Source organism: Paenibacillus tabacirhizosphaerae (assembly GCF_040812395.1).
GTDB lineage: Bacteria > Bacillota > Bacilli > Paenibacillales > NBRC-103111 > Paenibacillus_E.
This window is the reverse complement of the sequence record NZ_JBFNXH010000010.1, coordinates 23,889-45,510: the sequence shown is the minus strand read 5'-3', so window position 1 is coordinate 45,510 and position 21,622 is coordinate 23,889. Positions and strand designations below refer to the sequence as shown.

The window sequence follows — 21,622 nt, the reverse complement described above, 5'->3', positions numbered from 1 at the left end:
CTTTTCTTTCGCAACCTTGCGTGTATGGAACTTATTATAGAAGCGTTAACTGAGATTCACTTGATAATTTGCTGAAGGAATACTGAAAATCGGGTCTGGTCAGGGATTCAGATAAGTCTCAGGAAGCTTTCACGAAATGCTCAGGCGGTATTCAGCCAAGATTCAGGAAGGGTGGGTAAAGTGTTAATTGTAAGCGAGGGACACGGTATAAGTTCCCATCGAAGACTTGAAGATAGGGGTGTAGATAAAAAGATGACGAGATTAAAAAGTACAAGAATCGATTTCTTCCTCGTAGGCATAGCGTTATTAGCTGCTTTTCTGAACATGTATAACATTTGGCAGGACAGTACGGTGAACGGGTATTACACAGCGGCAGTAACGAGTATGCTGCAAAGTTTTCATAACTTCTTTTTTGCTTCTTTTGATCCAGCTGGATATGTAACGGTGGATAAGCCGCCGGTTACCTTCTGGATTCAAACCATTAGTGCTTATGTGTTCGGCATGCATGGATGGAGCGTGATTTTACCGCAAGCTTTAGCTGGCGTGGGTTCGGTGCTTTTGATGTATTTCATTATGAAACCGACGTTTGGAAAAACGTCAGCGCGGTTAGCGTCCTTGGTGTTCGCTTGTACGCCGATTGCCGCGGCAGTCAGCCGTACGAACAATGTGGATAGTATGCTCGTGTTCACGCTCGTTCTTGCGACATGGATGTTGATGCGCGGTGTTCGCAGAGGTAAATGGGGCTGGGTTGTAGCCGCTTTTGCGATGATCGGCGTCGCCTTCAATATGAAAATGCTTCAAGCTTACATGGTAGTTCCAGCTTTCTATCTTTTCTATATATTTGCAAGTAAAGTGAACTGGAAAAAGCAGCTTAAAGTGCTGACTGGCGCGACGGCTGTGCTGATTGCCCTGTCTCTATCCTGGGCAGTCATTGTAGATTCGATTCCAGCGGACAAACGTCCCTACATGGGAAGCAGCCAAACGAACTCGGTGCTGGAGCTTGCTTTCGGATATAACGGGGTATCCCGTTTGACAGGCAATCAAGGACCTGGCGGAGGCGGCGGTGCCAGACCGGACGGCAGCTTTACGCAGCAGGACGATGGTCGCAATCGCGACGGCATCCAAGATGGGAAGAGCGCGAGCGCTGATGGCGTCATGCAAGACGGCGCCGGAAGTGGCGCAGCTGCTGTGCAAGATGGAGCCCAAACGGATGGCTCAGGCTCGATGCCGACCGGTCAGGATGGCGGATTCGCCGCAGATGGTCAGATGCCGCCTAGCTTCGACGGCCAAGGAGGCCCCGGAGGCGGCAATGGCGGCGGCGGTGCCTTCAATACAGGTACAGCAGGACCTTTGCGGCTGTTCCAATCAGCACTTTCCGGTCAGATTAGCTGGCTGTTGCCACTTGCTGCATTCGGAGCGCTGGCGCTGCTCATCGGCATTCGCCGGAAGAAACCTTTTACCGCCAAGCAGTTCGAAGCTTTATTCTGGTTAGCCTGGTTGCTTCCAGCGGCGGCATTCTTCAGTGTAGCGGGCTTCTTCCATCAGTATTACCTGATCATGCTGGCTGCGCCGATCGCGGCACTGGCTGGAGCGGGTTTGACTGAGCTCTGGAACTTGTATCGCGACAGAGCAGGCTGGAAAATGTGGTTGCTGCCTACAGGCGTCGCGGTTACTACCGCTTTCCAAGTCTACATTCTTTATCCTTATATGCAGCAAATCGGCGCAGGTTGGGCAATTGGCGTCGGCGCGGCAGGTGCCGTTGCCGTTCTTGTCCTGGTACTCGCTTCTAAGAAAGAGAAGCTGGCTCGCACTGCAATAATACTAGGCTTGATAGCTTTGCTCGTCGCACCGCTCTATTGGGCAGCGACGCCACTGCTTTACGGCGGGAACAGCATGCTGCCAGAAGCAGGACCAGGCTTGCAAACAAACGCCGGTAGGGGCGGTTCCCGCATGGGAGGCTCCAGCGAAGTGAATACGAAACTGCTTGATTATGTGACGAAAAACAACACAGGAGAGAAGTATTTGTTCGCGGTATCGAGAGCCACGGATGCTTCCTCTTACATTATCCAAACCGGTAAAGCGGTGATGGCGATGGGCGGTTTCTCCGGCTCCGACCCGATCCTCACGGTCGATAAATTGAAACAAATGGTACAGAACAAAGAGATTAAATATTTCTTGATCTCTTCCGGCGGATTTGGCGGCGGCGAAAGCGGAAGCTCGGAAATCACAACATGGATCAAAGCGCACAGTACCGAAGTTGCAAAAAGCGAGTATCAAACAGAAACGGCGCAGGCCGAACAAGGTCAGCAAGCTGAGCGGCAGGAGCAGGCTCAAGATCAGGCTCAGCAGTTGGATTCCACGAATCAGTCTGGCAATCAACAAACTCAAGATGGTCAGCAAAGCGATGGAAGAAACGTTGACGGCAGAGACGGTCGAGGCCAAGCTCAGGGTGGGCCTATGGGCGGAGGAATGGGTGGTTCTAGTACCCTGTATGAGATTAATTACGATTCCTTATAAAGTAAGCCTGATCGCAGGATGTCTGCTTGGCTCATGTAAAGCCCAGCAACGTTTACGAAGATAGCTTTCCATTGGAAAGCTCTAAGGAGGATGCTAACTATGTTCAATCATGTGCGATATTCGGTAGTCATTCCAGTTTTCAATGAGGAAGAAGTCATAACAGACACGTATCAAAGATTACGGGAAGTCATGAACCAGACGGGCGATACGTATGAGCTGCTGTTCGTCAATGACGGCAGCCGAGACAATTCGGCAGCTATGATCCAGGACTTCAGCGATCGGGATGAGCGAGTGAAACTCATCAACTTTTCTAGGAATTTCGGTCATCAGATTGCCATTACGGCGGGTATGGATTATGCAAACGGGGAGGCGGTCGTCGTCATCGACGCCGATCTCCAGGATCCGCCGGAGCTTATTCTGGAGATGATCGCGAAGTGGAAAGAGGGCTACGATGTCGTCTACGCTAAGCGCACCAGACGTAATGGAGAAACCTTTTTCAAGAAGAAGACGGCTCACCTGTTCTACCGTATTCTGCGGGCATCGACGGATATTGCGATTCCTGTGGATACTGGCGATTTCCGGCTGATGGACCGGAAGGTTTGCGATGAGATGCGCCGCCTGACGGAGAAAAATCGCTTCGTTCGCGGGCTTGTCAGCTGGGTTGGTTTCCGCCAGACATCCGTCGAGTATGTACGCGATGAGCGAGCGGCTGGGGAAACGAAGTACCCGCTCCAAAAAATGCTGAAGCTTAGCTTGGACGGTCTAACCTCTTTCTCCATCAAGCCGTTGAAAGCAGCCAGCTACTTGGGAGGCGCACTATCTGCATCAGGCCTGCTGTACCTGTTGATTGTGCTCTATTTGAAGTTGTTCACCGATACGACGGTGGGAGGCTGGAACGGGATAGCGATTATTCAGCTGATCTTTAGCGGGTTTATTTTGATTATTCTCGGTGTGGTCGGTGAATACATCGGACGAATCTACGATGAGTCCAAGGGCCGCCCTTTATATATCGTTCGCGATTGCTACGGCTTGAAGAAAAAAGAGCGCCGAAGCAAGAGCATCGTATGAACAAGTTCATCGCACAATGGATGAAATTCGGGCTGGTTGGAGCCGTGAATACGGGGATTGATTTCGCTGTCTTTACGCTCCTCACCCTGTGGGGCTGGCCGTATTTGCTGGCGCAGAGCATTTCCTTTACCAGCGGCGTGCTGAACAGCTTTTTTATGAATCGAACGTGGACCTTCCAGAGCAGCGGCGACAAGAAGGGGCAATTCGTCAAATTTGTCAGTTTGAACGCCGTACTGATGCTGCTGACCTCCTGTTTGCTTGTCTGGTTTACCGAGCATTGGGGGTGGTCGTTATGGTTCAGCAAACTAACGGCTACTGGATCGGGTGTGATTTTTAACTATATCGGAAGCCGCAAATGGGTATTCAACGATTCCAAAACGATGGAAGAAGGAGTGATTTAACATGAAAATCAAAAAAGCCGTAATTCCTGCCGCCGGACTTGGCACACGCATACTACCCGCCACGAAAGCTCAACCTAAGGAAATGCTGCCGATTGTCGACAAACCCGCCATTCAATATATTGTGGAAGAGGCGGTGCAGGCCGGTATTGAAAGCATTTTGATTGTAACTGGCCGCAACAAGAAGTCGATTGAGGATCATTTCGACAAATCCGTCGAGCTGGAGCAGACATTGTTTGAGAAGGAGAAGCTGGAGCTGCTTAGCGAAATTCAGAGCATTTCGAATATGGCGAGCATCCACTATATCCGGCAAAAAGAACCGCTCGGTCTGGGACACGCCATCTTGTGCGCGGAGCCTTTCATTGGGGACGAACCGTTCGCTGTCCTTCTAGGTGATGATATTATGAGCTCGGAAACATCGGCTTTAATGGAAATGATGCAGATCTTCGAGGCAACGAATAAGCAGGTGGTCGGCGTCCAGCAGGTTCCGCAAGCGGATGTGAGCAAATACGGGATTATCGCGGCAGAAGCTTCGTACAACCGTACCTACCGGGTTAGCGACCTTGTGGAAAAGCCGTCATCGCAGCAAGCCCCGTCGAACATGGCGATCATGGGCCGTTACATTCTGAAGCCCTCGATCTTCGAGGTGCTGCAAACGATTGAGCGAGGAGCGGGCAACGAATATCAGTTAACCGACGCGCTGCGCAGCATGTGCCTGCAGGAGGGGCTAATGGCGCTGGAACTCAAAGGTGACCGCTATGACATCGGCGATAAATTCGGTTATATGAAAGCCACCGTGGAACTGGGGTTGCAAAGAGAGGAGCTTCGACCACAGCTGCTGGCATATCTGGATATGTTAGTACAGAAAGAGCTGGGGAAGGAGAAGCTTAAGAGGAGGGTCGTTTAATTGAACAGGTTGTTATGAAAAGGTCGGGTCCGCCAAGGGTCCGGCTTTTTGACGCCAAATTCATATGTTGTTTGAAGGGGAGCAAGCTTGGTTTGGAGAGATGGTACTACTGTAAGCGGTTCACCGAACCATTGGATTCTTTGAAGGACGTTATCCTGAGCGGGCTAGCGGAACTACGGTGCGTTATGGCTAGTTATATCGGCTTAAGTGGGCGGTTCGCGGAACTGCAGTACGCTATGCATCAGAAATTAGGAGTTTTACGCTAGCAATTGCCTGTTTAACGCATCACAGTTCCTCGTGACTGTGAAAAAATAGGGAATTCGAAGAAATAACGCACCGTAGTTCCGTCGTTACAGCTGGCGATAACCCGTGATGGAAAAGAGAAGTGGAAGGCAGCTCAAAAGTAGAACAGAAGAGGGGATGGGATTGGGGTGGAGAAGCGTTAGCGCCCGTATTTGAAATCGTCTTATTACCAACTAAGTAAATTCAATGAAAGACGATTTCAAGAAACGGTCGGAACCCCATTCTTAAGTCCACTCCCTATGCTCAAACGTATGGGTTTAGACACAAAGGACCGTGAGGATGTTTTCCCTGACGGTTTTTCGCATTTCCGAGGCTGCTGCTTGAATTTTGAAACTTTCAGGTATCTTTCAGGTTTCACTCAGATTGCTTTCAGGCAGGATATGGGATAATGAGTATAGAACTCGTGTAAAGGAAGATGAAACTCAGGAGGATTTTGCAGATGCGCCAATTAAAAGGGATTAAAATATTGCTCGTGGACGATGAGCCGCACATTTTGGAATTTTTGGAGCTCGGCTTGCAAAATGAAGGCTTTGAAGTGATGACGGCTCAGGACGGGTTGAGCGCCATTACGATTTGCAATAAATTCCAACCGCATATTGCCATTTTGGATGTGATGATGCCTGGGATGGACGGATTCGAGGTATGCCGGATGATCAAAAAGACAGACAATGTCGCCGTCATCATGCTGACCGCTAAGGATGAGGTCGACGATCGGGTGAAGGGGCTTACGCTCGGAGCAGACGATTATATGATCAAACCGTTCAGCTTCGAGGAACTGCTTGCCCGCATCTATGCGCGGATTCGCAATCATTTCCCGAATCTCTTCGGCGAAGTCGTGATCGGGCCGCTTCGCATGGATGATCGTCGTAAGGAAATCTCCATCTACGATCGTGTGCTGGAGCTCTCCCCAACGGAATATGAATTGCTCAAATTCATGGCCATCAATCATGGGCTTGTGCTCAGCAAGACCATGATTCTGGATAAAGTTTGGGGCTATGACTTCGGCGGCGAAGAGAATATCGTCGAGGTGTACATTCGATCTTTGCGCGATAAATTGAACGATAAAGAGCATAAGCTGATCCGCACGATTCGCGGCGCGGGGTATCGGATGGATCTGACATGAAGAAGCGGGGCCGGTTCTTTAAGCTTTTTGCCACCGGTTCGCTGAAATTTCAATTATTGTCGCGGACCTTATTGGTCATGTCGGTGCTGCTGCTGCTCATTGGTGTTTTTCAATATATTTTCATGCAGCAATTCTTGTATAAAAATAAGGCGGAAACCATCAGCAATCAGTTGATGACGCTTCCGCCGAATACCTGGCAGCGGATAGGGGAGTCGCCCGAAAAAGGGTTGAATCCTTTTGTGCCGAAGCGAGATGGTATGCGGGATGACCGCACGGACAATAACGGAGATTTTCCACGAATTTTCATTCCGGAATTATCTATAGCGATTATTGATGAAAAAGGCGCCTATAAGCTGATCACCTCGCAAAATGGGCTTTCCACACCTGAGCTATCGGTAGATGAATATTTAAATTTAATGAAATCGAGAATGAAGCCGGCACCTTACAAAACCATTAAGGATAGCAGCGGCAACGAGCAGTTGATCGTCTTTCATCAGATCGGCAGAAATTCCGAGAGATCTCAGGATATCAAGGGAATTATTCAGGCGAGCGTAAGCACTAAACCTATTAAAGATGTGCTGTTTCGTCAGCTTCTCACTTTTTTCCTTCTTTCTATGTTAGCCCTATTTGTTGGACTGCTAGGTTTTCTTCCGGTGTTGCGGCGCACCTTGGTGCCGTTATCCAATATGGTGGATACGGTTAAACGCATTGACGCCGGCAGCCTGAATGAACGCTTCCCGGCTCATCAGGGCCAAATGGAAATCGACAGCCTCGCCACCTCCTTCAACAGCATGTTGGAGCGGCTGGAGATTTCATTCGAAGCCGAGAAAGAGGCGAAGGAGCAGATGCGGCGCTTCGCGGCGGATGCTTCGCATGAGCTTCGCACGCCGCTGACTTCGATTCACGGCTTCCTGGAAGTGCTGCTTCGCGGGGCTTACAATCAGCCCGAGCAGCTGCTGAAAGCGCTGAAGAGCATGCATGGCGAGTCCGTGCGGATCAACAAGCTGGTCGAGGACCTGCTGCTGCTCGCACGTTTAGACCGCACTCCGACTTTCCAGAAGTCGGAAGGGATGCTGGATGAGATGCTCCGCGAGATGGAATCGCAGCTTCGCCTTCTGGCGGGCGAGCGCACCGTGACTTTGAAACTACAGCCCGGGGCGCGTTGTATGTACGATCCGGACAAAATGAAGCAGGTCGTGCTGAATTTGTTTCACAATGCCGTTCAGCATACGAATCCGGTTACGGGGCAAATCGGCCTGACGGTAGAAACAACGCAAGCTGGCGTCGAAATCGCCGTTCAGGATAATGGGCCGGGTATTGCGCCTGAGCATCAGGCCCATTTGTTCGACCGCTTCTACCGTATCGATTCTTCTCGGGCGAGAAGGAGCGGCGGCGCGGGTCTAGGCTTATCGATCACATTATCGATCGTAGAACTGCACGGAGGAACCATCGAAGTCGATAGTGAAGTGGGCCGCGGCAGCACATTCCGTGTGACGCTTCCTGCAGGCCATTAAGAGCTCGGTCCCGGTAAAAGCCGGGGCGGGCTCTTTTTTTCGTATATGTCAGGGGATCCTGCTTTGAGCGAAGATCGTTCTGTCCTGCGAAACGGAACCAGGGTACCTTATGTGGAGTCAAATTCGCTTTTACCGCGATTTCGCGGAACTACGGTTCGCTATTGATGGGAAAAAGCTGGTTTTAGGTGGTTTTAGGAGGGAATGAACCTACTTAGCGGATCGTAGATCCTCTTCATGGCTCTGAATGGCAGTATTCAGAGCGAAAACACATCGTAGTTCCGTCTGGGACGACTAAGTTGACTTGACCTTCAAGCTCGTAGGACCGAACGCCAGGCTTCAACCGAAGACCTGAATGCAGGTCAAGCCTTTCATTTTCCATGCAGGCTCAGGCATGGTTGGCTTTTTCAGCCAATTCTCAGGTAACGCTAGGCGAATCTTCAGTTTGCACTCAGATGTATTTCAGGTAAGGCACCTATACTTAGTCTTGTAAGCAGCAAACAAAACTAAAATATAAAGGTGGAAACAAACATGAAAACTATTGGCAGAAAAATCATCACAGGCACAATGATCGCGTCTTTCGTACTTGGAGTTGGATTTGTGGGAGCCTTACATAACCAAGCATACGCAAATACAGCGAGCACGACTTCCAGCAGCACAACAGCGAAGCAAGCGGACAAGGGCTGGGGACAAGACGGCAAAGGGCGCGGAGGCTTCGGCGATCGCGGTGGACGTCAAGGAGTTAGTGTCGTGAAAGAGACGGCAACCATCCTGAGCGTTGAGCAGAGCGCAGTTGAAGAAGCGTTGAAAGCCGGCAAAACATTGGCCGCCTTCGCGGAGGAAAAAGGGTTGACGGAAGCAGACTTTTTGCAAAAGCTGGTTGCGGCTGAAACGACAGCGATTAACGCGCAAGTGACCGCGGGCAAAATCACACAGGAGCAAGCGGATAAAGTGATTGCCGGTCTGTCCGATCAACTGACGAAGCAAATTGAGAATGCAGGCTTTGGCAACAAGGGAGGCGGAAACTTTCAAGGCGGGGGCAGTCCATTCCCAGGCGGCGGACGTCAAGGCGGCGGTTTCGGCGGTAAGCTGACTGAGCAAACGGCTACGATCTTGAACGTTGAGCAAACGGCAGTTGAAGAAGCGCTGAAAGCCGGCAAAACATTAGCGGCGTTTGCTGTAGAGAAGGGTACAACCGAAGCGGACCTCTTGCAGAAGCTGGTGGCGGCTGAGACGACAGCGATTAATGCCGAAGTAACTTCTGGCAAACTTACACAAGAGCAAGCGGATAAAATCATCTCCGGTTTGTCCGACCGCCTGACGAAGCAGATCGAAGGCACGGGGCCTGTTGGCGGCCATGAAGGAGGCCGTGGCGGTCACGGAGGCGGCATGGGCTTCGGCAATCCCGACACGCTCGCGACCATTCTCGGCATCACCGCGGATGAATTGAGAACCGAGCAGGAGGCTGGCAAGTCTATTGCCGAAATCGCTACGGCTAAAGGCATCAGCGAAGACGATCTGATCAGCAAAATCAAGGACGGCATGACGGATTCCATCAAGAAATTTGTTGAAAATAAAGGCGGATTCCAGCACGACCGCCCAGCGGGCGATGCCCCTGCAGCGCCTGCTGCTCCGGCTGCTGAATAATGAAGCTGCGGTAGTATCGGATTAAAAGGGAACCTCCAACTCACATTTGAAGTGGGTTGGAGGTTCTTTGGCGTGTTTGGAGACAGCAAACAGATTAGCGGAACGAGAGTTCGTTATTGGAGAGGGGCTTTCAGCAAACGTTCAGCTTGTATTCAACTTACTTTCAGCTTACGTTCAGAAGGGTTTCAGCCTTGCCCCTTACACTTAGTCTTGTGAAGATGTAGATGACTAAGACGTTCGATGTCTTGGGAACTTGGAGAGGGGATTTATGGATGAAACTGGGCAGTAAGAAGAAATGGATCATTGTGGTCTTAGCTGCTATGTTGTGTGGAGCAGGCACTTATTTCTACCTACATAAGAAATCGCAACCCGCAGCAACTGCCACACAGCAAACGGTAATGAAGGTAACGAAGGGGGCTATTACCTCCACGGTATCGGGTACCTCTCAGTTGGATGCGAAGGATAAGCAAAATATCGTCATCCCCGTGGATGGCATCATTAAAACGATGAATTTGACGCAAAATCAAGCAGTCAAAAAGGGCGACGTGCTCGTCGAACTTTCCGTGCCTTCTACAGAAGCAAACCTCAAAGAGGCCCAAGTCAGCTTGTCTCAACTGGAGAAAGAATTGACGGAGCTTCAGAACGAACAAAATCATATGACAGTTTCGGCACCACTCAGCGGCAAGCTTACGCTAGCTTCCAATTTGGATGTTGGCAGCCAAGTCAATAAAACAACGAAAATCGGAACGATTTCAGATACAACGCAATTCAAAGTAAGCCTGCCCTTCTCACTGCAAGAGGCTGTACAGTTGAAAAAAGGCGACAATGTCGAGCTTACGGTGGATGGTTACTTGTTATCCAAGGTCGGTACCGTGAATACGATCGGTCACGAAATTAAAGCGGATGCGGGTGGGAATAAAATGGTTGCTGTGGAGGTGCTTGTCACCAATGATGGCACACTCTCAGCTGGTTTGAAAGTGAAAGGCAGCATTGGCAGCGGTAACGGCAAGGTCGAATCTTCCGATCAAGCAGCGCTTGACTATGTGCGTACGGCAGCTATTTTCTCAGAGGCTAGCGGTACGGTGAAAACGATGAAATTCAAGGATGGAGAAACGGTAAAACAGGGCGATCTGATCGCAACACTGTTCAACGATGATTTGCAGAATAATATCATTTCCAAGGAAGCAGCTATTGATAGTCAGAAGATTAAAGTGGATGACGCTGATCAGAAAGTCAAGCAACTGACGATTACAGCGCCATTTGACGGCGTGTTCTCTGCAGATTTTGCCAACAGTAAAAGTAATGTGCTGCGCAATTATCCGGCAGGCGCTCAAGTTGAAGCTAACACAACACTAGGCGCCGTAGCGAGTCTGAGTACCATGCAGCTAGCTATTGCGGTAGATGAGCTGGACTTGACGAGCATCAAGGTCGGCCAGAAGGCAACCGTGAAGGTTGACGCGATATCCGGCAAATCGTTCGATGGCGAAATCACCTCCGTTTCTAATGTAGGTACTACGTCCAACGGGGTAACGACGTATGATGCGGTTGTGGCCATTCCAAACACAGCGCAAAACGATTTGAAATACGCCATGACGGCAACCGCAGAAATTTATATCCAGGATAAGAAAGACATTCTGGTTCTGCCGATTCAGGCGGTGACGACGACGAAGGGCAAGACAACGGTCACGTTGAAAAAAGCGGACGGCACTGTCGAAGAGCAGCATGAAATCAAGGTCGGCATCCGCAGCAAAACGCAGGTGGAAGTGGCGAGCGGCCTGGAAGCAGGCAATGAGGTTGTAATGCCGACACGGAAAGCGACGACGACTAACCAGCAGCAAATGCAAGGTGGCTTCCCTGGCGGAGGCGGCTTCCCAGGTGGTGGAGCCGGAGGTTTCTCTGGCGGTGGCAACGCAGGCGGCGGAAACCAAGGCGGCGGACGAAACTAGCAGCCCCGGAAAGGAGCCAATCCAATGAACATTATTGAACTGAATCAAATTACGAAGAGCTACGCCAGGGGCGAAGAAGAGCTGCAAATTTTGCGCGGCATTACGCTGCACATTGCGGAAGGCGACTTTGTTGCCATCATCGGCCCCAGCGGATCAGGCAAATCGACGCTGATGAATACGATTGGGCTGCTCGACAGCCCGACCTCGGGGACGTATACTCTGGATGGCGTTTCCACGGAGAAGATGTTGGATAATGGGCTGGCCGAGCTGCGGAATAAGAAGATCGGCTTTATTTTCCAACAGTTCAACCTGCTGCCTAGGCTTACTGCGATTGAAAATGTGGAGCTGCCCATGATTTACGCGGGCATCCCGGCCAAACAACGCAAAGAACGCGCGCAGCAAATGCTGGAGAAGCTAGGGATGGGCCAAAGGGGACATCACAAGCCGAGTGAGCTGTCCGGCGGTCAGCAGCAACGGGTCGCGATTTCGAGAGCGCTGGCGATCTCCCCGTCATTGATTTTGGCGGATGAGCCTACGGGAGCGCTGGATTCGAAGACCGGCATCGAGGTACTCGAGTTGATTAAAGAACTTAATCGGCAGGGCAACACCATCGTACTCATTACCCACGACAATCACATTGCCGATAACGCCAAGCGTGTCGTAACGCTGCGCGATGGGGAAATCATTAAGGATGTGCGAAATGAGCCCATGCCGAAGCTGCTGGCGCAGGAGGCGGTAATCTTATGAGAATTTGGGAGCTATTTCAAATGGCGATGGCCACGGTGCGCTCGAATCCGCTGCGTTCCGTGCTGACCATGCTCGGTGTCATTATTGGCGTCAGCTCGGTCATCACGCTTGTATCGATTGGTCAGGGCACGTCCAAAGCCATTGAAAAACAATATGAAGGACTGGGCACGAACCTGCTGACGGTTAATCTGATGGGTAACGGCCGCGCCACTCAACTGAATTACGATGAAGTCATGCAGCTGGAAAGTACGCCCGGCATCAGCGCCATCGCACCAACCATGACAAGGAGCAGCACGAACATCAAGTACGACCGCACGTCGGAGACGTACAGTGTTATCGGGACGAATGACCGTTACCTGGATTTGCAAAAAGGCAAAATCGGCAGCGGGCGTTTCCTCGCAGCGGCTGATCTTGACTATCGCAATCACGTTGCTGTCATTGGCACCGATGTGGCTAAGCAGTTTTTTGGCACCGAAGATCCCATTGATGAAGAAATTAACGTAAACGGGTACATCTACACGATTATTGGGGTTTTGCAAACCAAAGGCTCCAATACAAGCGGGACCTCCTTGGACAGTTCCGTTATCGTGCCGTTGCCGACAATGAGCAGGGATTTCAAGCTTGGCTCGATACGGACAGCTTATGTCGAAGCGGCGTCCGGCGATGATGTGAGCCGGGTTCAAAGAATTTTGGAAGCCTATCTCGCCAATAAATTCAAAAGCACGTCAGGCTACAATATTTTCAATTCATCGGAATTGATTAGCGCGAGACAGTCGGCATCCAGTTCACTTACGAATCAATTGGTTGCTGTGGCTGCCATTTCACTGATTGTAGGCGGTATCGGCATCATGAATATTATGCTTGTTACAGTCAGCGAGCGAACGCGGGAAATCGGAATTCGCAAGTCCATTGGCGCCAAGCGCAGAAATATTTTGCTTCAATTCCTTGTTGAAGCGACCTTGATAAGCGGCCTGGGAGGTTTAATCGGTCTCATAGTCGGGGTTGCGTTATCCCTGGCGTGGCCTTACATCAATCCCAGCCAAGAAACGAGCCTTTCGCTCAGCGTAGGCATGTATGCCTTCCTGTTCTCTGCTTTAGTTGGCGTCATTTTTGGATTGTATCCAGCCAATAAAGCATCTAAATTAAAACCAATCGACGCCCTTCGCTACGACTAAAATAGTAAAGCCAACGCTTACGAAGAAAGCAATCCAAAGGATTGCTCAGCCTATGCTTACGAAGAAAGCAATCCAAAGGATTGCTCTAAGGAGGTAACTACGATGATCCGCAAACTAACATCGATTTCACTCAAACATACAACACTGGCGCTTCTGGTCACTGGCGGTTTAACGGCAGCAACCTGGGCGGCGCCCAGCGCTCCGGCAGCACACGCCGCTGCGGAAGCGGTCTACATCTCAGACTCATCCTATTTTACTTTGAGCCAAGCAAGCGTTTCGTCCTCTTCCCTGCAGTTCTCTGTGCTTCTACATAATGGAGAGAGCAGTGCGGTTGACTTCAACCAATATGGCGTTCGCGTAACGGATGCGGCAGGGCACAGCTACACGGCGAAACTGAGCGAGAAGAAGAGCGCCAGCGTTCTTCCCGGACAGGAGCAAAGCTTCCGCTTCTATTCCAGCCTCGCAGCAGGTGAAACAGCGGATCAATTGAAAGTCGATGTATTTCGCTGGGATTCGAACCAAGCTGATTTCATGAAGCATCTAGGCAATCTCCCGGTTGCATCTGCCATCCAGGAGGGGCAGGTTACCGTACCGGAAGAGATTATTAATCTGCGTACGCTCGACAGCACACTTGACACCGATGCTTCTATCGCCTTCCAATTGGGGCAAAGCGTTCGCGTATCGGAGAATGGGAAATGGTACATGTACACCCAAGTTTCCGCCAAAAATCTCGGCTCCAGCAGCGTCAAGCTGCCTTCCGCTCTGCAAGTCAGGCTCGTAGACGCGAATGGCCTGAAATATACGTCTTCTATTGCCAGCGGGTCAGGCACGACATTCCTGCCGAACCAATCGGATACGATTACACTGAAAACACCAGTGTCCAAACAGATGTCCACAAGCGGTTTATCGCTGGAATTCTTTTACCTGAATCAGAGCGAGGATGTTTCGCTGGGGACGATGAATTTGAATGCTTCGCTGCAAACGACGGCTTTAGGCGCGAAGCAAGCGTATATCGGTCAACAAGATGGGGAGCAGATCACAGTAAAGGCAGACAGCTCCGTGTACAACAAGCAAGCCGACGGTGTGCACGTGCAGACGGTTGTTACACTCAGCAATGACGGTGAAACCACGACATCTATCCCTTCGTTTTACGCGTCTTATCAGTTTAGCGATTCGGGAACAGCTGTGACGGCTACGGATAATTCCGAGCGCAATGACTTTCTGGCTCCGAAGGAAACCGTGAGTTACTATTTCAATGCCATTCTGCCGAGCGGTATTGATCCGGAAGCAAGCCAGCTTGTGCTGTGGGAGAAAACGACGGCGTCCAGCTCGGGAAGCTCATCTTCAAACAGCGCAAGTGGAACTGCCGCAGCATCGACAGCTGGCGAAGCTTCCACGGCAAGTACAACAGCAAATGCTGCGTCCAGTAGCAGCACTAGCAGCTCCAGTGGCAGTACGGCGACAACAAGCCAAATGCCTGTGGCTGTGTTCCTCTTGAAAGGCGCTAGCGAAGCGAAGAGCGGCTTCACAACAGCTGTAAGCTACACGCTGGGCAGTAAGCTTTCATTCAACAACAGCTCCGTGGTCAATAAAAATCTGGCCGTGTCGCTCGTAGAGCTGCATGCTCTGGAGAATGACGACTTAGGCTACAAAACAGCCGTAGCCAAATACAAAATAACGAATAACGGAACGAGCACGCTGGCGCTACCTGATCTTCAGAACGAGCTGATCGACAGCAGCGGCAACTCGTACACGGGTTCCAGACAAAGCTCTGTCGCAACGCAGATCACACCGGGAAGCTCGTATGTAGTCAGTTATTCCTACCTGCTTCCGAATAAGAAAGAAGACGAGACATTCGCGCTCAGCGTCTATGACGATAAATCCGTATCCGAAGGTAAGGTATCCATCGGCACGTATCAAGTCGCGGTTCAGAAAGAGGAAGACGGCGATATCCTGGCGCTGTATCCGTTCTCGATGAAGGTCAACGACTCTTCGATCAGCTGGCTTTACAGCGGCGGCAACTACTCCTATCAGTTGAATCTGGATTTGGATATTACGCATGAAGATCAAGTGATTATTGACTCGAACTTCTCCAAGGTCGAATTCGATATGGTCGATTCGCTCGGCCGCATCGTCGGCACGCAGACGGCGGCATTGACAGGAACCGGGAAGCTGACTAGCGGCAAGCAAAAGATTGTCGTAACCGGCTTGAAGAATGAGCAGGTAGATTCCGGCGTTGTCGTCAATATGTACGAAGTCATTGAGACACCGAACGGAACGGCCAAGCGACTGCTCAAACAATTCCATTAAGTATAAATAAACCCAAGAAGCGCCTGTATGCATGATGCGTATGGACGCTTTTTGGTTGCAGGCTCCCAAAGGAGGTGTTCCGTAGAAATGGCTCGCGTACTCATCATAGACGACGACGGTCCCGTACGGCACTTGCTCCGATACACGCTCCAACGGGAAGGATTTGAGGTTGTCCACACCGCTGAGGGCAGCGCCAACGTGATGATGCAGCTGGATCGCTCCTCGGTTGATGCCATCATCCTTGATGTCACGGTTTCCCATTTGGACGGCTGGCAGCTAGCGCGGGACTTCAGCGCGGATACGGGGTTGCCTCTTCTTCTGATCGGAGCCCCGGGCGACCATAAGGACACGATTCGGGGATTCCAGCTGGGCGCTGACGATTATTTGGCCAAGCCTTTTCATCCAGAAGAGCTCGTTGTGCGAGTAAGGGCTGTGCTTAAGCGATATCGGGTAGCTATTTTAACTAAAATAAAACTCGGCGATCTGGTGATTGACCGGGCCAAGCATGAAGTGCGCATTCAAGGGCATAGTCTCATCTTGCCGCTCAAAGAATTCCAACTGCTGTTTACACTCGCCAGCTATCCGAATCAAATTTTGACGAGGAGCCAACTCATCGAACAGGTATGGGGAGTGAATTATGCAGGAGACGAGCGGACCGTCGATGTTCATATTAAAAGACTGCGAGGCAGGCTCGGCCCTTATTCGGAGGGGATCCGATTCACAACAGTTCGCGGGTTGGGATATCGTTTGGAAGTGCAGGCGGCAGGAAGCCATGCGGAGATTGAACATAGATGACAGGCGATAGACGAGGATTATGTTATATGCAAAAGAAGGCCGCCAGACGAGGGGATTATGCTTCCCTTGTCTGGCGGCCTTTCAACATTGGCAACGGCGTCATTTCACATCGTAGCCCTTTGCGATAGAAGGTTCAATCCAACGCTTCTGGCTGTGTTCGCGACGATTAATGATAACCTTGTCCTTGTAGACGTCCACGATGAGGCTTTGGCTAATCGAGCGCACTTCGGGCTCGTTTTGAGCGTTCCACACCTGCCGGATGGAGGCGCTTGAAGCGGCAAGAAACTTCAGCTGTTTCACTTGCCTTGTAGTTTCCAGATTCCAATGCGTGTGCCCGCTGAAAAAAATGACATTCGGATGCGCATCGAGCAGCGCCCGCAGCTCCTTGTGCTGGACGACGCCCAGCTCACGGTCCGTGCCATCCAGCGTCTGCGGCAGCGGCTGGTGCAGGAATACGAAGACCGGCTTGCCGGCGTCCGTGGCGGCAGAGGCATCCAGCCTTTCCTTCACCCAGGCTAGCTGCTCCGCAGACAAGAACGCATTCTCGTTGATCGATGCGTCCACATCACGATACGCTTCCCCGCTGAGGAACAGGAAGCGGTAGCCCTCTACGATAAGCTCGTGATACGGCTTATCGTAATGAAACATGCGGTCGAACAGCTCGACGGCCTGGCGGCTCGACCAGTTCGGATTGAGCTTCCTCGTGTCCATGCCTCCCTCGGGCGTACGCCACATGCGATAGTAATCATGGTTGCCCATGGTCGCATGGACAGGCGCATGGGGCAGCTTGCCCAGCAGCCCCAACAAGGCGCGATAGTCGGCCTCATCGCCACCCGTGAGGTCGCCGTTGAGCACGAGCAGCTTGCTGTCCGGGCGCATCGCGTGGTGATCGTCCAGCGCATTGCGCAGCAATCGCTGAGCTTCTCCGTCCCAAGTCGTGATATGCACATCACTCAGAACGGAGAAGGAGAACAGCGGGGCAGCCTGCGTCTCTTCAGGGGCAAGCGAATCCTTCGCTCCCGCATGCATAGGCAGTAGAATCAGGAAGCAAACAAAGGCGGAGATACGCAGCCATAACGGTTTCATGGGAAGCACCTGCTTTCTAGATGATGAAATAGTTTGTGCGTAAGCATGGCACTTTTATACAGGCGTTTACTTCTGCTGGGCCGCTTTCTGGGCGTCCTCCATTTGTTTCGCTTGCAGCAAGGCTTCTTGGCCCTTCTCCTCCATCGTCTTTAGCGCCTCATCCGCAGACTTCTTGTTATCGAGGACAGCTTGAACTTCTTGATTGGCTAAGTTGTTGAACTGTTGATAGAAGCTCATGGGCATCTTCTCATAACCTTTATAAATCGAGTTGGGATTTGGTTTCAGCATGTAGAATGGCTCCAAATTATGCCCGTCTTTTTCTTTGGAATAGGTGGTGCGGGTCTGCAGGTTTTGCGACGATTTGGACATGACTCTGGCGAATTCATCGCTGTTGATATATTTAATTAATTCCCAGGCTGCTCGCGTATTGGAGGACTGTGCGTTGATGCCGAATAAGTTGGACACCGATACGTTGTTCGAAAAATCCGGATTTTGCGGGTCGACGGGAACGGTGACGATATCCCAATTGACGGCCTTCACATCTTTCAGACGATCTTTGGCTTCCTGGATATTCTGCATCATATAGTTGCCATCGATTGTCATCGCGACTTTCCCCATCACGAACAAATTCTGTTTGAGATAGTCTTCATACATGTGCGGTGCATTGTTGTCGGCATTCTGGCTTTTCGGAATGTACAAAGCTCCGGATTTTAAAGCATCCACGGTAAGCTCCAGCACTTTTTTCCAGGCGTCAGTATGGTAGGTCAGCTTCATCTGATCTCCATCGAAATAGGAGAGCCCTAAAGTGGTGCCTATGGTGTTCATATACTGATAGCCGACGCCTTCCTGCATGTAGGAATACGCGGAAAAGCCGTAAATGCGCTGATCTCCCTGACCATCGGTTGGGAAACGCTTGGCGAGTTGAAGGACGTCCTCCCAGCTCATTTTATTTTTCGGGAGTTCCACGCCGTATTGCTGGAACAGGTCTTTGTTATAGTACAGGGCTTGACTGTAGAAGTCCGGAGAAAGGCCGTAAAGCTTGCCTTCGCCTTTGACCTTTATCGCCTCTAGCGATGCCGGAAGGATGTTTTCGATATCGAATTTATCCTGCTTAATGACATCATCCAACGCATAAAGGCGCCCTTTTTGCACATATTTTTCAAGCTGATCGGTGCCGTTTATGAGGATAATATCGGGCTTTTCATCATCGATGAGCTTTTCCATCGCTTCCTGCGGATCACCATTGCCGTTTGGTCCATAGATATTTTGGCTGGAGATAACTTCCACATCAATATTCGGATTTTTGGCCATGAACAGATTTCCGTACTGTTGATAAAATGAATTTTTATCATAATAAAGGACCTTGACTGTTGCTTTCTCATCTTTGCCCAGCTTCTTTAGCGCTCCTCCTTCTCCTGAACTGCCGACCTTCCCCATAAAATTACAACCGGTTAGCGATGCGGTGACTGCAATAGCAGCGAGTGTGCACACCCAACGTTTCATTTGTTTCCCTCCAAATAATTAAATTTCCAAATATAGTAAACTATCATCCACTATGATACACATTTCGAAATAAAACTACAAATTCTACCAAAATTAGTAGATTCACTTTGGCTGATTAATGATGGACGATAGCCGCCCGATTTTTGTGCAAATTGCGGAACGTATCGAAGATGACATTATTGCAGAAAGATTGCTGGAGGAATCGCAGGTACCTTCAACGAACCAGTTTGCCTCTTTTTATCAGATTAATCCAGCGACTGCTGCTAAGGGCGTAAATCTTTTGGTGGATCAAGGCATTCTGTATAAAAGGCGGGGGATCGGCATGTTTATAGCAACTGGGGCACGAATCAAGCTGGTGGAGAAGCGGAAAGAGCAATTTTACGAGCAGTATGTGGTAGCTATGGTCAAGGAAGCCGAGAAATTAGGCATTACTTCCGAGCAATTGTCAGAAATGATTCGGAGAGGGGATAAAGCGTGATGGCGAGCATAGTGGACGTTAGGAATCTGACCAAATCATATGGTGAAGTCACCGCGGTGGATCAAGTCAGCTTTACGATTGAAGCGAATAAAATCTATGGACTGCTGGGCCGAAATGGCGCTGGCAAAACGACGATTATGCATATGCTTACGGCACAGCAATTTGCTACGAGCGGCGAAGTCAAGGTGTTTGGCTTAGCTCCCTATGAGAACAATCGGGTGTTGAGCCAAATGTGCTTTATTAAGGAGAGCCAGAAGTACCCGAACAGCTTTCGTGTAATTGATGTGCTGGATGTCGCCGAATCGGTATTCTCAAATTGGGATCGTGAGTACGCCGATTCGTTAATTGATGAATTCCGGCTCCCTTTGAAAAGAAAAATGAGAAAGCTTTCCAGAGGCATGCTGTCTTCCGTTGGTATTGTTGTCGGGCTTGCAAGCCGGGCCCCGCTTACGATTTTCGATGAGCCCTATTTGGGATTGGATGCTGTAGCCAGAAGCATCTTCTACGATCGATTGCTGGAAGATTACGCGGAGCACCCGCGGACGGTTATTTTATCCACACATATGATCGATGAGGTTAGTCGTCTTTTGGAGCATGTCTTGCTCATTGATAACGGCAAGCTCATTATCGATGAGGATGCCGATGACCTTCGCGGTCGTGCTATCACAGTTGCTGGACTAACGAATGCAGTAGAGTTGTTCGTGAAAGGGAGAGAGATACTGGATCGCACACCGTTTGGCGCTATGACTTCCGTTACCTTATTGGGAACCCTGAGCGCGGAGGATCGAAGAGAGGCTGAAGAGCTTGGTTTGGAGCTAGCCCCCGTATCTTTGCAGCAGTTAATCGTTCAGTTAACAGGCAGAACCTCAGAAAGAAAGGCGGCTGAACCCCTATGAATCGGATTCGAAGTGTGGTGAAAATGCATTTGAAAGACAAGTCCATGTGGTTCATCACCCCTTGGCTCGTTCTCGCGGCTAGCTTTGTCATCAATCTATTTTTTGCTGTTATGATGAACGAAGTAGATTCCTTCCATACGGGTGGTCTTGCTTCCATCTTCATCTATGTGCTCATCGTTGGCATTATCACTTTAAAAGAAACCTTTCCTCTTGCAACAGGCTTAAGCGTTCGCAGAACGGACTACTTTCTTGGGACGGTGTCTGCTGCAGCGTTGGCTAACTTTATTTCGGCACTTATACTCGTCTTGCTGTCATTCGTTGAGGGCGCAACGAATGGCTGGGGTGTTCACCTGAACTATTTCCAGTTGGAGTTTCTGAAGGATGCTTCGCTAATCCAGGTAGGGGCCATATATTTAATTATATTACTGAATCAATACTTTCTAGGGTTGGCGATATCGAGCTTGCACGGAAGATTTGGTCGAAATGGCTTGTTTGCTTTTTTTGCCGCCATTTTTCTAATAGGCAGCTTAGGCACATACTTGATGACTTACTATCAACAATGGGGGCCTTTGTTCGAATGGTTGATTCATCATTATATGGAGCTGTTTTGGTGGATGATTCCGGCGACAGCTCTACCTGCTGATCACCTATGTGCTGCTTCGTAAAGCAGCAGTGTAATATTGAAATAGAGCCGTCATGGACCACGTCCATGGCGGCTTTTTGCTGTAACTACGGGGTATTCCATGCTTTTTTTCCATATAAGAGCTTGTCTTCTCCCTAGGTCTGAGCTGCGCCCCGACTTAGGTCTAGGAATAAAAACCGTCGCGGGTCCGTTTTGGGAAGCTGCATTTTTACCTAAAATAAAGACATGAACAAGAGCACAACACACGAAAGGCGGTGACGAAAACGATGAAAAGAAATACAGGTTTAGCCGTTCTGTTAATCGCATTCGGTGCGCTGATCCTGCTGAATAAGCTAGGCATCCATATGGGACCGTTCATTGGCTCCATCATGGGCTACGTAATTCCTCTTGCGATGGTAGGCCTTGGCTATGTCGGCATTCGAAATGGCAGCAAAATCGGATGGGTGATTGCAGGACTGGGAATTATCATCCTGCTAGGCAAATTAGCTGGTTGGGTCATTATTCTTCTCGCTATCGGGTTGATCGGATACGGTTTCTCGATGCTAGCGAAAAGGTCGCATGTCTAAGTA

At 50.3% G+C, this 21,622-nt stretch carries 18 protein-coding genes; 16 read left to right on the top strand and 2 right to left on the bottom strand.

Annotated elements, in window-relative coordinates; genetic code table 11:
• The first annotated feature begins 252 nt into the window (after positions 1-252).
• The 12 genes from ABRS97_RS17750 (at position 253) to ABRS97_RS17695 (ending at position 16,447) form a co-directional block, all read left to right on the top strand.
• Positions 253-2,517, top strand: coding sequence for an ArnT family glycosyltransferase (locus ABRS97_RS17750; RefSeq protein WP_367816097.1), 2,265 nt, complete (start codon positions 253-255; stop codon positions 2,515-2,517).
• A gap of 99 nt (positions 2,518-2,616) precedes the next feature.
• Positions 2,617-3,585 (top strand): glycosyltransferase family 2 protein, encoded by a 969-nt coding sequence (locus ABRS97_RS17745; protein WP_367816095.1) that lies wholly within the window; start codon positions 2,617-2,619, stop codon positions 3,583-3,585.
• The gene (locus tag ABRS97_RS17740) at positions 3,582-3,986 is read left to right on the top strand and encodes a GtrA family protein (RefSeq protein ID WP_367816093.1); all 405 of its coding nucleotides are present in this window, start codon (positions 3,582-3,584) and stop codon (positions 3,984-3,986) included. Before ABRS97_RS17745 ends, ABRS97_RS17740 begins: the two co-directional genes overlap by 4 nt.
• A 1-nt stretch (position 3,987) precedes the next feature.
• The gene (gene galU, locus ABRS97_RS17735) at positions 3,988-4,890 is read left to right on the top strand and encodes a UTP--glucose-1-phosphate uridylyltransferase GalU (RefSeq protein ID WP_367816091.1); all 903 of its coding nucleotides are present in this window, start codon (positions 3,988-3,990) and stop codon (positions 4,888-4,890) included.
• Between the two features lie 742 nt (positions 4,891-5,632).
• Complete coding sequence (locus tag ABRS97_RS17730; protein WP_367816089.1) at positions 5,633-6,316, top strand: response regulator transcription factor; 684 nt, start codon at positions 5,633-5,635, stop codon at positions 6,314-6,316.
• A complete protein-coding gene (locus tag ABRS97_RS17725) occupies positions 6,313-7,830 on the top strand; it encodes a sensor histidine kinase (protein WP_367816088.1) in 1,518 nt (505 codons plus the stop codon). The genes ABRS97_RS17730 and ABRS97_RS17725 overlap by 4 nt, the downstream gene beginning before the upstream one ends.
• A 528-nt stretch (positions 7,831-8,358) precedes the next feature.
• Complete coding sequence (locus ABRS97_RS17720) at positions 8,359-9,474, top strand: hypothetical protein (RefSeq protein WP_367816086.1); 1,116 nt, start codon at positions 8,359-8,361, stop codon at positions 9,472-9,474.
• A gap of 272 nt (positions 9,475-9,746) precedes the next feature.
• Complete coding sequence (locus tag ABRS97_RS17715) at positions 9,747-11,420, top strand: permuted SH3 domain-containing protein (protein ID WP_367816085.1); 1,674 nt, start codon at positions 9,747-9,749, stop codon at positions 11,418-11,420.
• Positions 11,421-11,444: 24 nt separating this feature from the next.
• The gene (locus ABRS97_RS17710; protein WP_367816083.1) at positions 11,445-12,167 is read left to right on the top strand and encodes an ABC transporter ATP-binding protein; all 723 of its coding nucleotides are present in this window, start codon (positions 11,445-11,447) and stop codon (positions 12,165-12,167) included.
• Positions 12,164-13,342 (top strand): ABC transporter permease, encoded by a 1,179-nt coding sequence (locus ABRS97_RS17705; protein WP_367816081.1) that lies wholly within the window; start codon positions 12,164-12,166, stop codon positions 13,340-13,342. Before ABRS97_RS17710 ends, ABRS97_RS17705 begins: the two co-directional genes overlap by 4 nt.
• Positions 13,343-13,444: 102 nt before the next feature.
• Positions 13,445-15,652 carry a hypothetical protein gene (locus ABRS97_RS17700; protein ID WP_367816079.1) on the top strand — a complete coding sequence of 736 codons (2,208 nt, stop codon included), beginning with the start codon at positions 13,445-13,447 and terminating at the stop codon, positions 15,650-15,652.
• A gap of 87 nt (positions 15,653-15,739) precedes the next feature.
• Positions 15,740-16,447 (top strand): response regulator transcription factor, encoded by a 708-nt coding sequence (locus tag ABRS97_RS17695; RefSeq protein ID WP_367816078.1) that lies wholly within the window; start codon positions 15,740-15,742, stop codon positions 16,445-16,447.
• Positions 16,448-16,546: 99 nt separating this feature from the next.
• Here the strand turns inward: ABRS97_RS17695 and ABRS97_RS17690 are convergent, their stop codons facing one another.
• Together ABRS97_RS17690 and ABRS97_RS17685 are read right to left on the bottom strand one after the other, a co-directional pair.
• On the bottom strand, positions 16,547-17,533 hold the full coding sequence (locus ABRS97_RS17690) for a metallophosphoesterase family protein (protein ID WP_367816077.1): 987 nt from the start codon (positions 17,531-17,533) through the stop codon (positions 16,547-16,549).
• 66 nt (positions 17,534-17,599) lie between these two features.
• On the bottom strand, positions 17,600-19,036 hold the full coding sequence (locus ABRS97_RS17685) for an ABC transporter substrate-binding protein (RefSeq protein WP_367816075.1): 1,437 nt from the start codon (positions 19,034-19,036) through the stop codon (positions 17,600-17,602).
• A 118-nt stretch (positions 19,037-19,154) separates the two neighbouring features.
• Between ABRS97_RS17685 and ABRS97_RS17680 the strand changes: the two genes are divergently transcribed.
• From ABRS97_RS17680 to ABRS97_RS17665, 4 genes are all read left to right on the top strand, one after another.
• Positions 19,155-19,514, top strand: a complete 360-nt coding sequence (locus ABRS97_RS17680) for a GntR family transcriptional regulator (protein WP_367816073.1) — start codon at positions 19,155-19,157, stop codon at positions 19,512-19,514.
• Positions 19,514-20,410, top strand: coding sequence for an ABC transporter ATP-binding protein (locus ABRS97_RS17675; protein WP_367816071.1), 897 nt, complete (start codon positions 19,514-19,516; stop codon positions 20,408-20,410). Before ABRS97_RS17680 ends, ABRS97_RS17675 begins: the two co-directional genes overlap by 1 nt.
• Entirely contained in the window at positions 20,407-21,075 is a 669-nt protein-coding gene (locus tag ABRS97_RS17670; RefSeq protein ID WP_367816070.1) for a hypothetical protein, read from the top strand. The genes ABRS97_RS17675 and ABRS97_RS17670 overlap by 4 nt, the downstream gene beginning before the upstream one ends.
• A gap of 244 nt (positions 21,076-21,319) precedes the next feature.
• On the top strand, positions 21,320-21,619 hold the full coding sequence (locus ABRS97_RS17665) for a LiaF transmembrane domain-containing protein (RefSeq protein WP_367816069.1): 300 nt from the start codon (positions 21,320-21,322) through the stop codon (positions 21,617-21,619).
• Positions 21,620-21,622: the final 3 nt, after the last annotated feature.

Coding starts and splice junctions, on each gene's coding strand:
- ABRS97_RS17710 (WP_367816083.1), top strand. CDS start 11,445: ATGAACATTATTGAACTGAATCAAATTACGAAGAGCTACGCCAGGGGC.
- ABRS97_RS17690 (WP_367816077.1), bottom strand. CDS start 17,533: ATGAAACCGTTATGGCTGCGTATCTCCGCCTTTGTTTGCTTCCTGATT.
- ABRS97_RS17675 (WP_367816071.1), top strand. CDS start 19,514: ATGGCGAGCATAGTGGACGTTAGGAATCTGACCAAATCATATGGTGAA.
- ABRS97_RS17750 (WP_367816097.1), top strand. CDS start 253: ATGACGAGATTAAAAAGTACAAGAATCGATTTCTTCCTCGTAGGCATA.
- ABRS97_RS17700 (WP_367816079.1), top strand. CDS start 13,445: ATGATCCGCAAACTAACATCGATTTCACTCAAACATACAACACTGGCG.
- galU (WP_367816091.1), top strand. CDS start 3,988: ATGAAAATCAAAAAAGCCGTAATTCCTGCCGCCGGACTTGGCACACGC.
- ABRS97_RS17695 (WP_367816078.1), top strand. CDS start 15,740: ATGGCTCGCGTACTCATCATAGACGACGACGGTCCCGTACGGCACTTG.
- ABRS97_RS17665 (WP_367816069.1), top strand. CDS start 21,320: ATGAAAAGAAATACAGGTTTAGCCGTTCTGTTAATCGCATTCGGTGCG.
- ABRS97_RS17670 (WP_367816070.1), top strand. CDS start 20,407: ATGAATCGGATTCGAAGTGTGGTGAAAATGCATTTGAAAGACAAGTCC.
- ABRS97_RS17715 (WP_367816085.1), top strand. CDS start 9,747: ATGAAACTGGGCAGTAAGAAGAAATGGATCATTGTGGTCTTAGCTGCT.
- ABRS97_RS17720 (WP_367816086.1), top strand. CDS start 8,359: ATGAAAACTATTGGCAGAAAAATCATCACAGGCACAATGATCGCGTCT.
- ABRS97_RS17730 (WP_367816089.1), top strand. CDS start 5,633: ATGCGCCAATTAAAAGGGATTAAAATATTGCTCGTGGACGATGAGCCG.
- ABRS97_RS17685 (WP_367816075.1), bottom strand. CDS start 19,036: ATGAAACGTTGGGTGTGCACACTCGCTGCTATTGCAGTCACCGCATCG.
- ABRS97_RS17745 (WP_367816095.1), top strand. CDS start 2,617: ATGTTCAATCATGTGCGATATTCGGTAGTCATTCCAGTTTTCAATGAG.
- ABRS97_RS17740 (WP_367816093.1), top strand. CDS start 3,582: ATGAACAAGTTCATCGCACAATGGATGAAATTCGGGCTGGTTGGAGCC.
- ABRS97_RS17705 (WP_367816081.1), top strand. CDS start 12,164: ATGAGAATTTGGGAGCTATTTCAAATGGCGATGGCCACGGTGCGCTCG.
- ABRS97_RS17680 (WP_367816073.1), top strand. CDS start 19,155: ATGATGGACGATAGCCGCCCGATTTTTGTGCAAATTGCGGAACGTATC.
- ABRS97_RS17725 (WP_367816088.1), top strand. CDS start 6,313: ATGAAGAAGCGGGGCCGGTTCTTTAAGCTTTTTGCCACCGGTTCGCTG.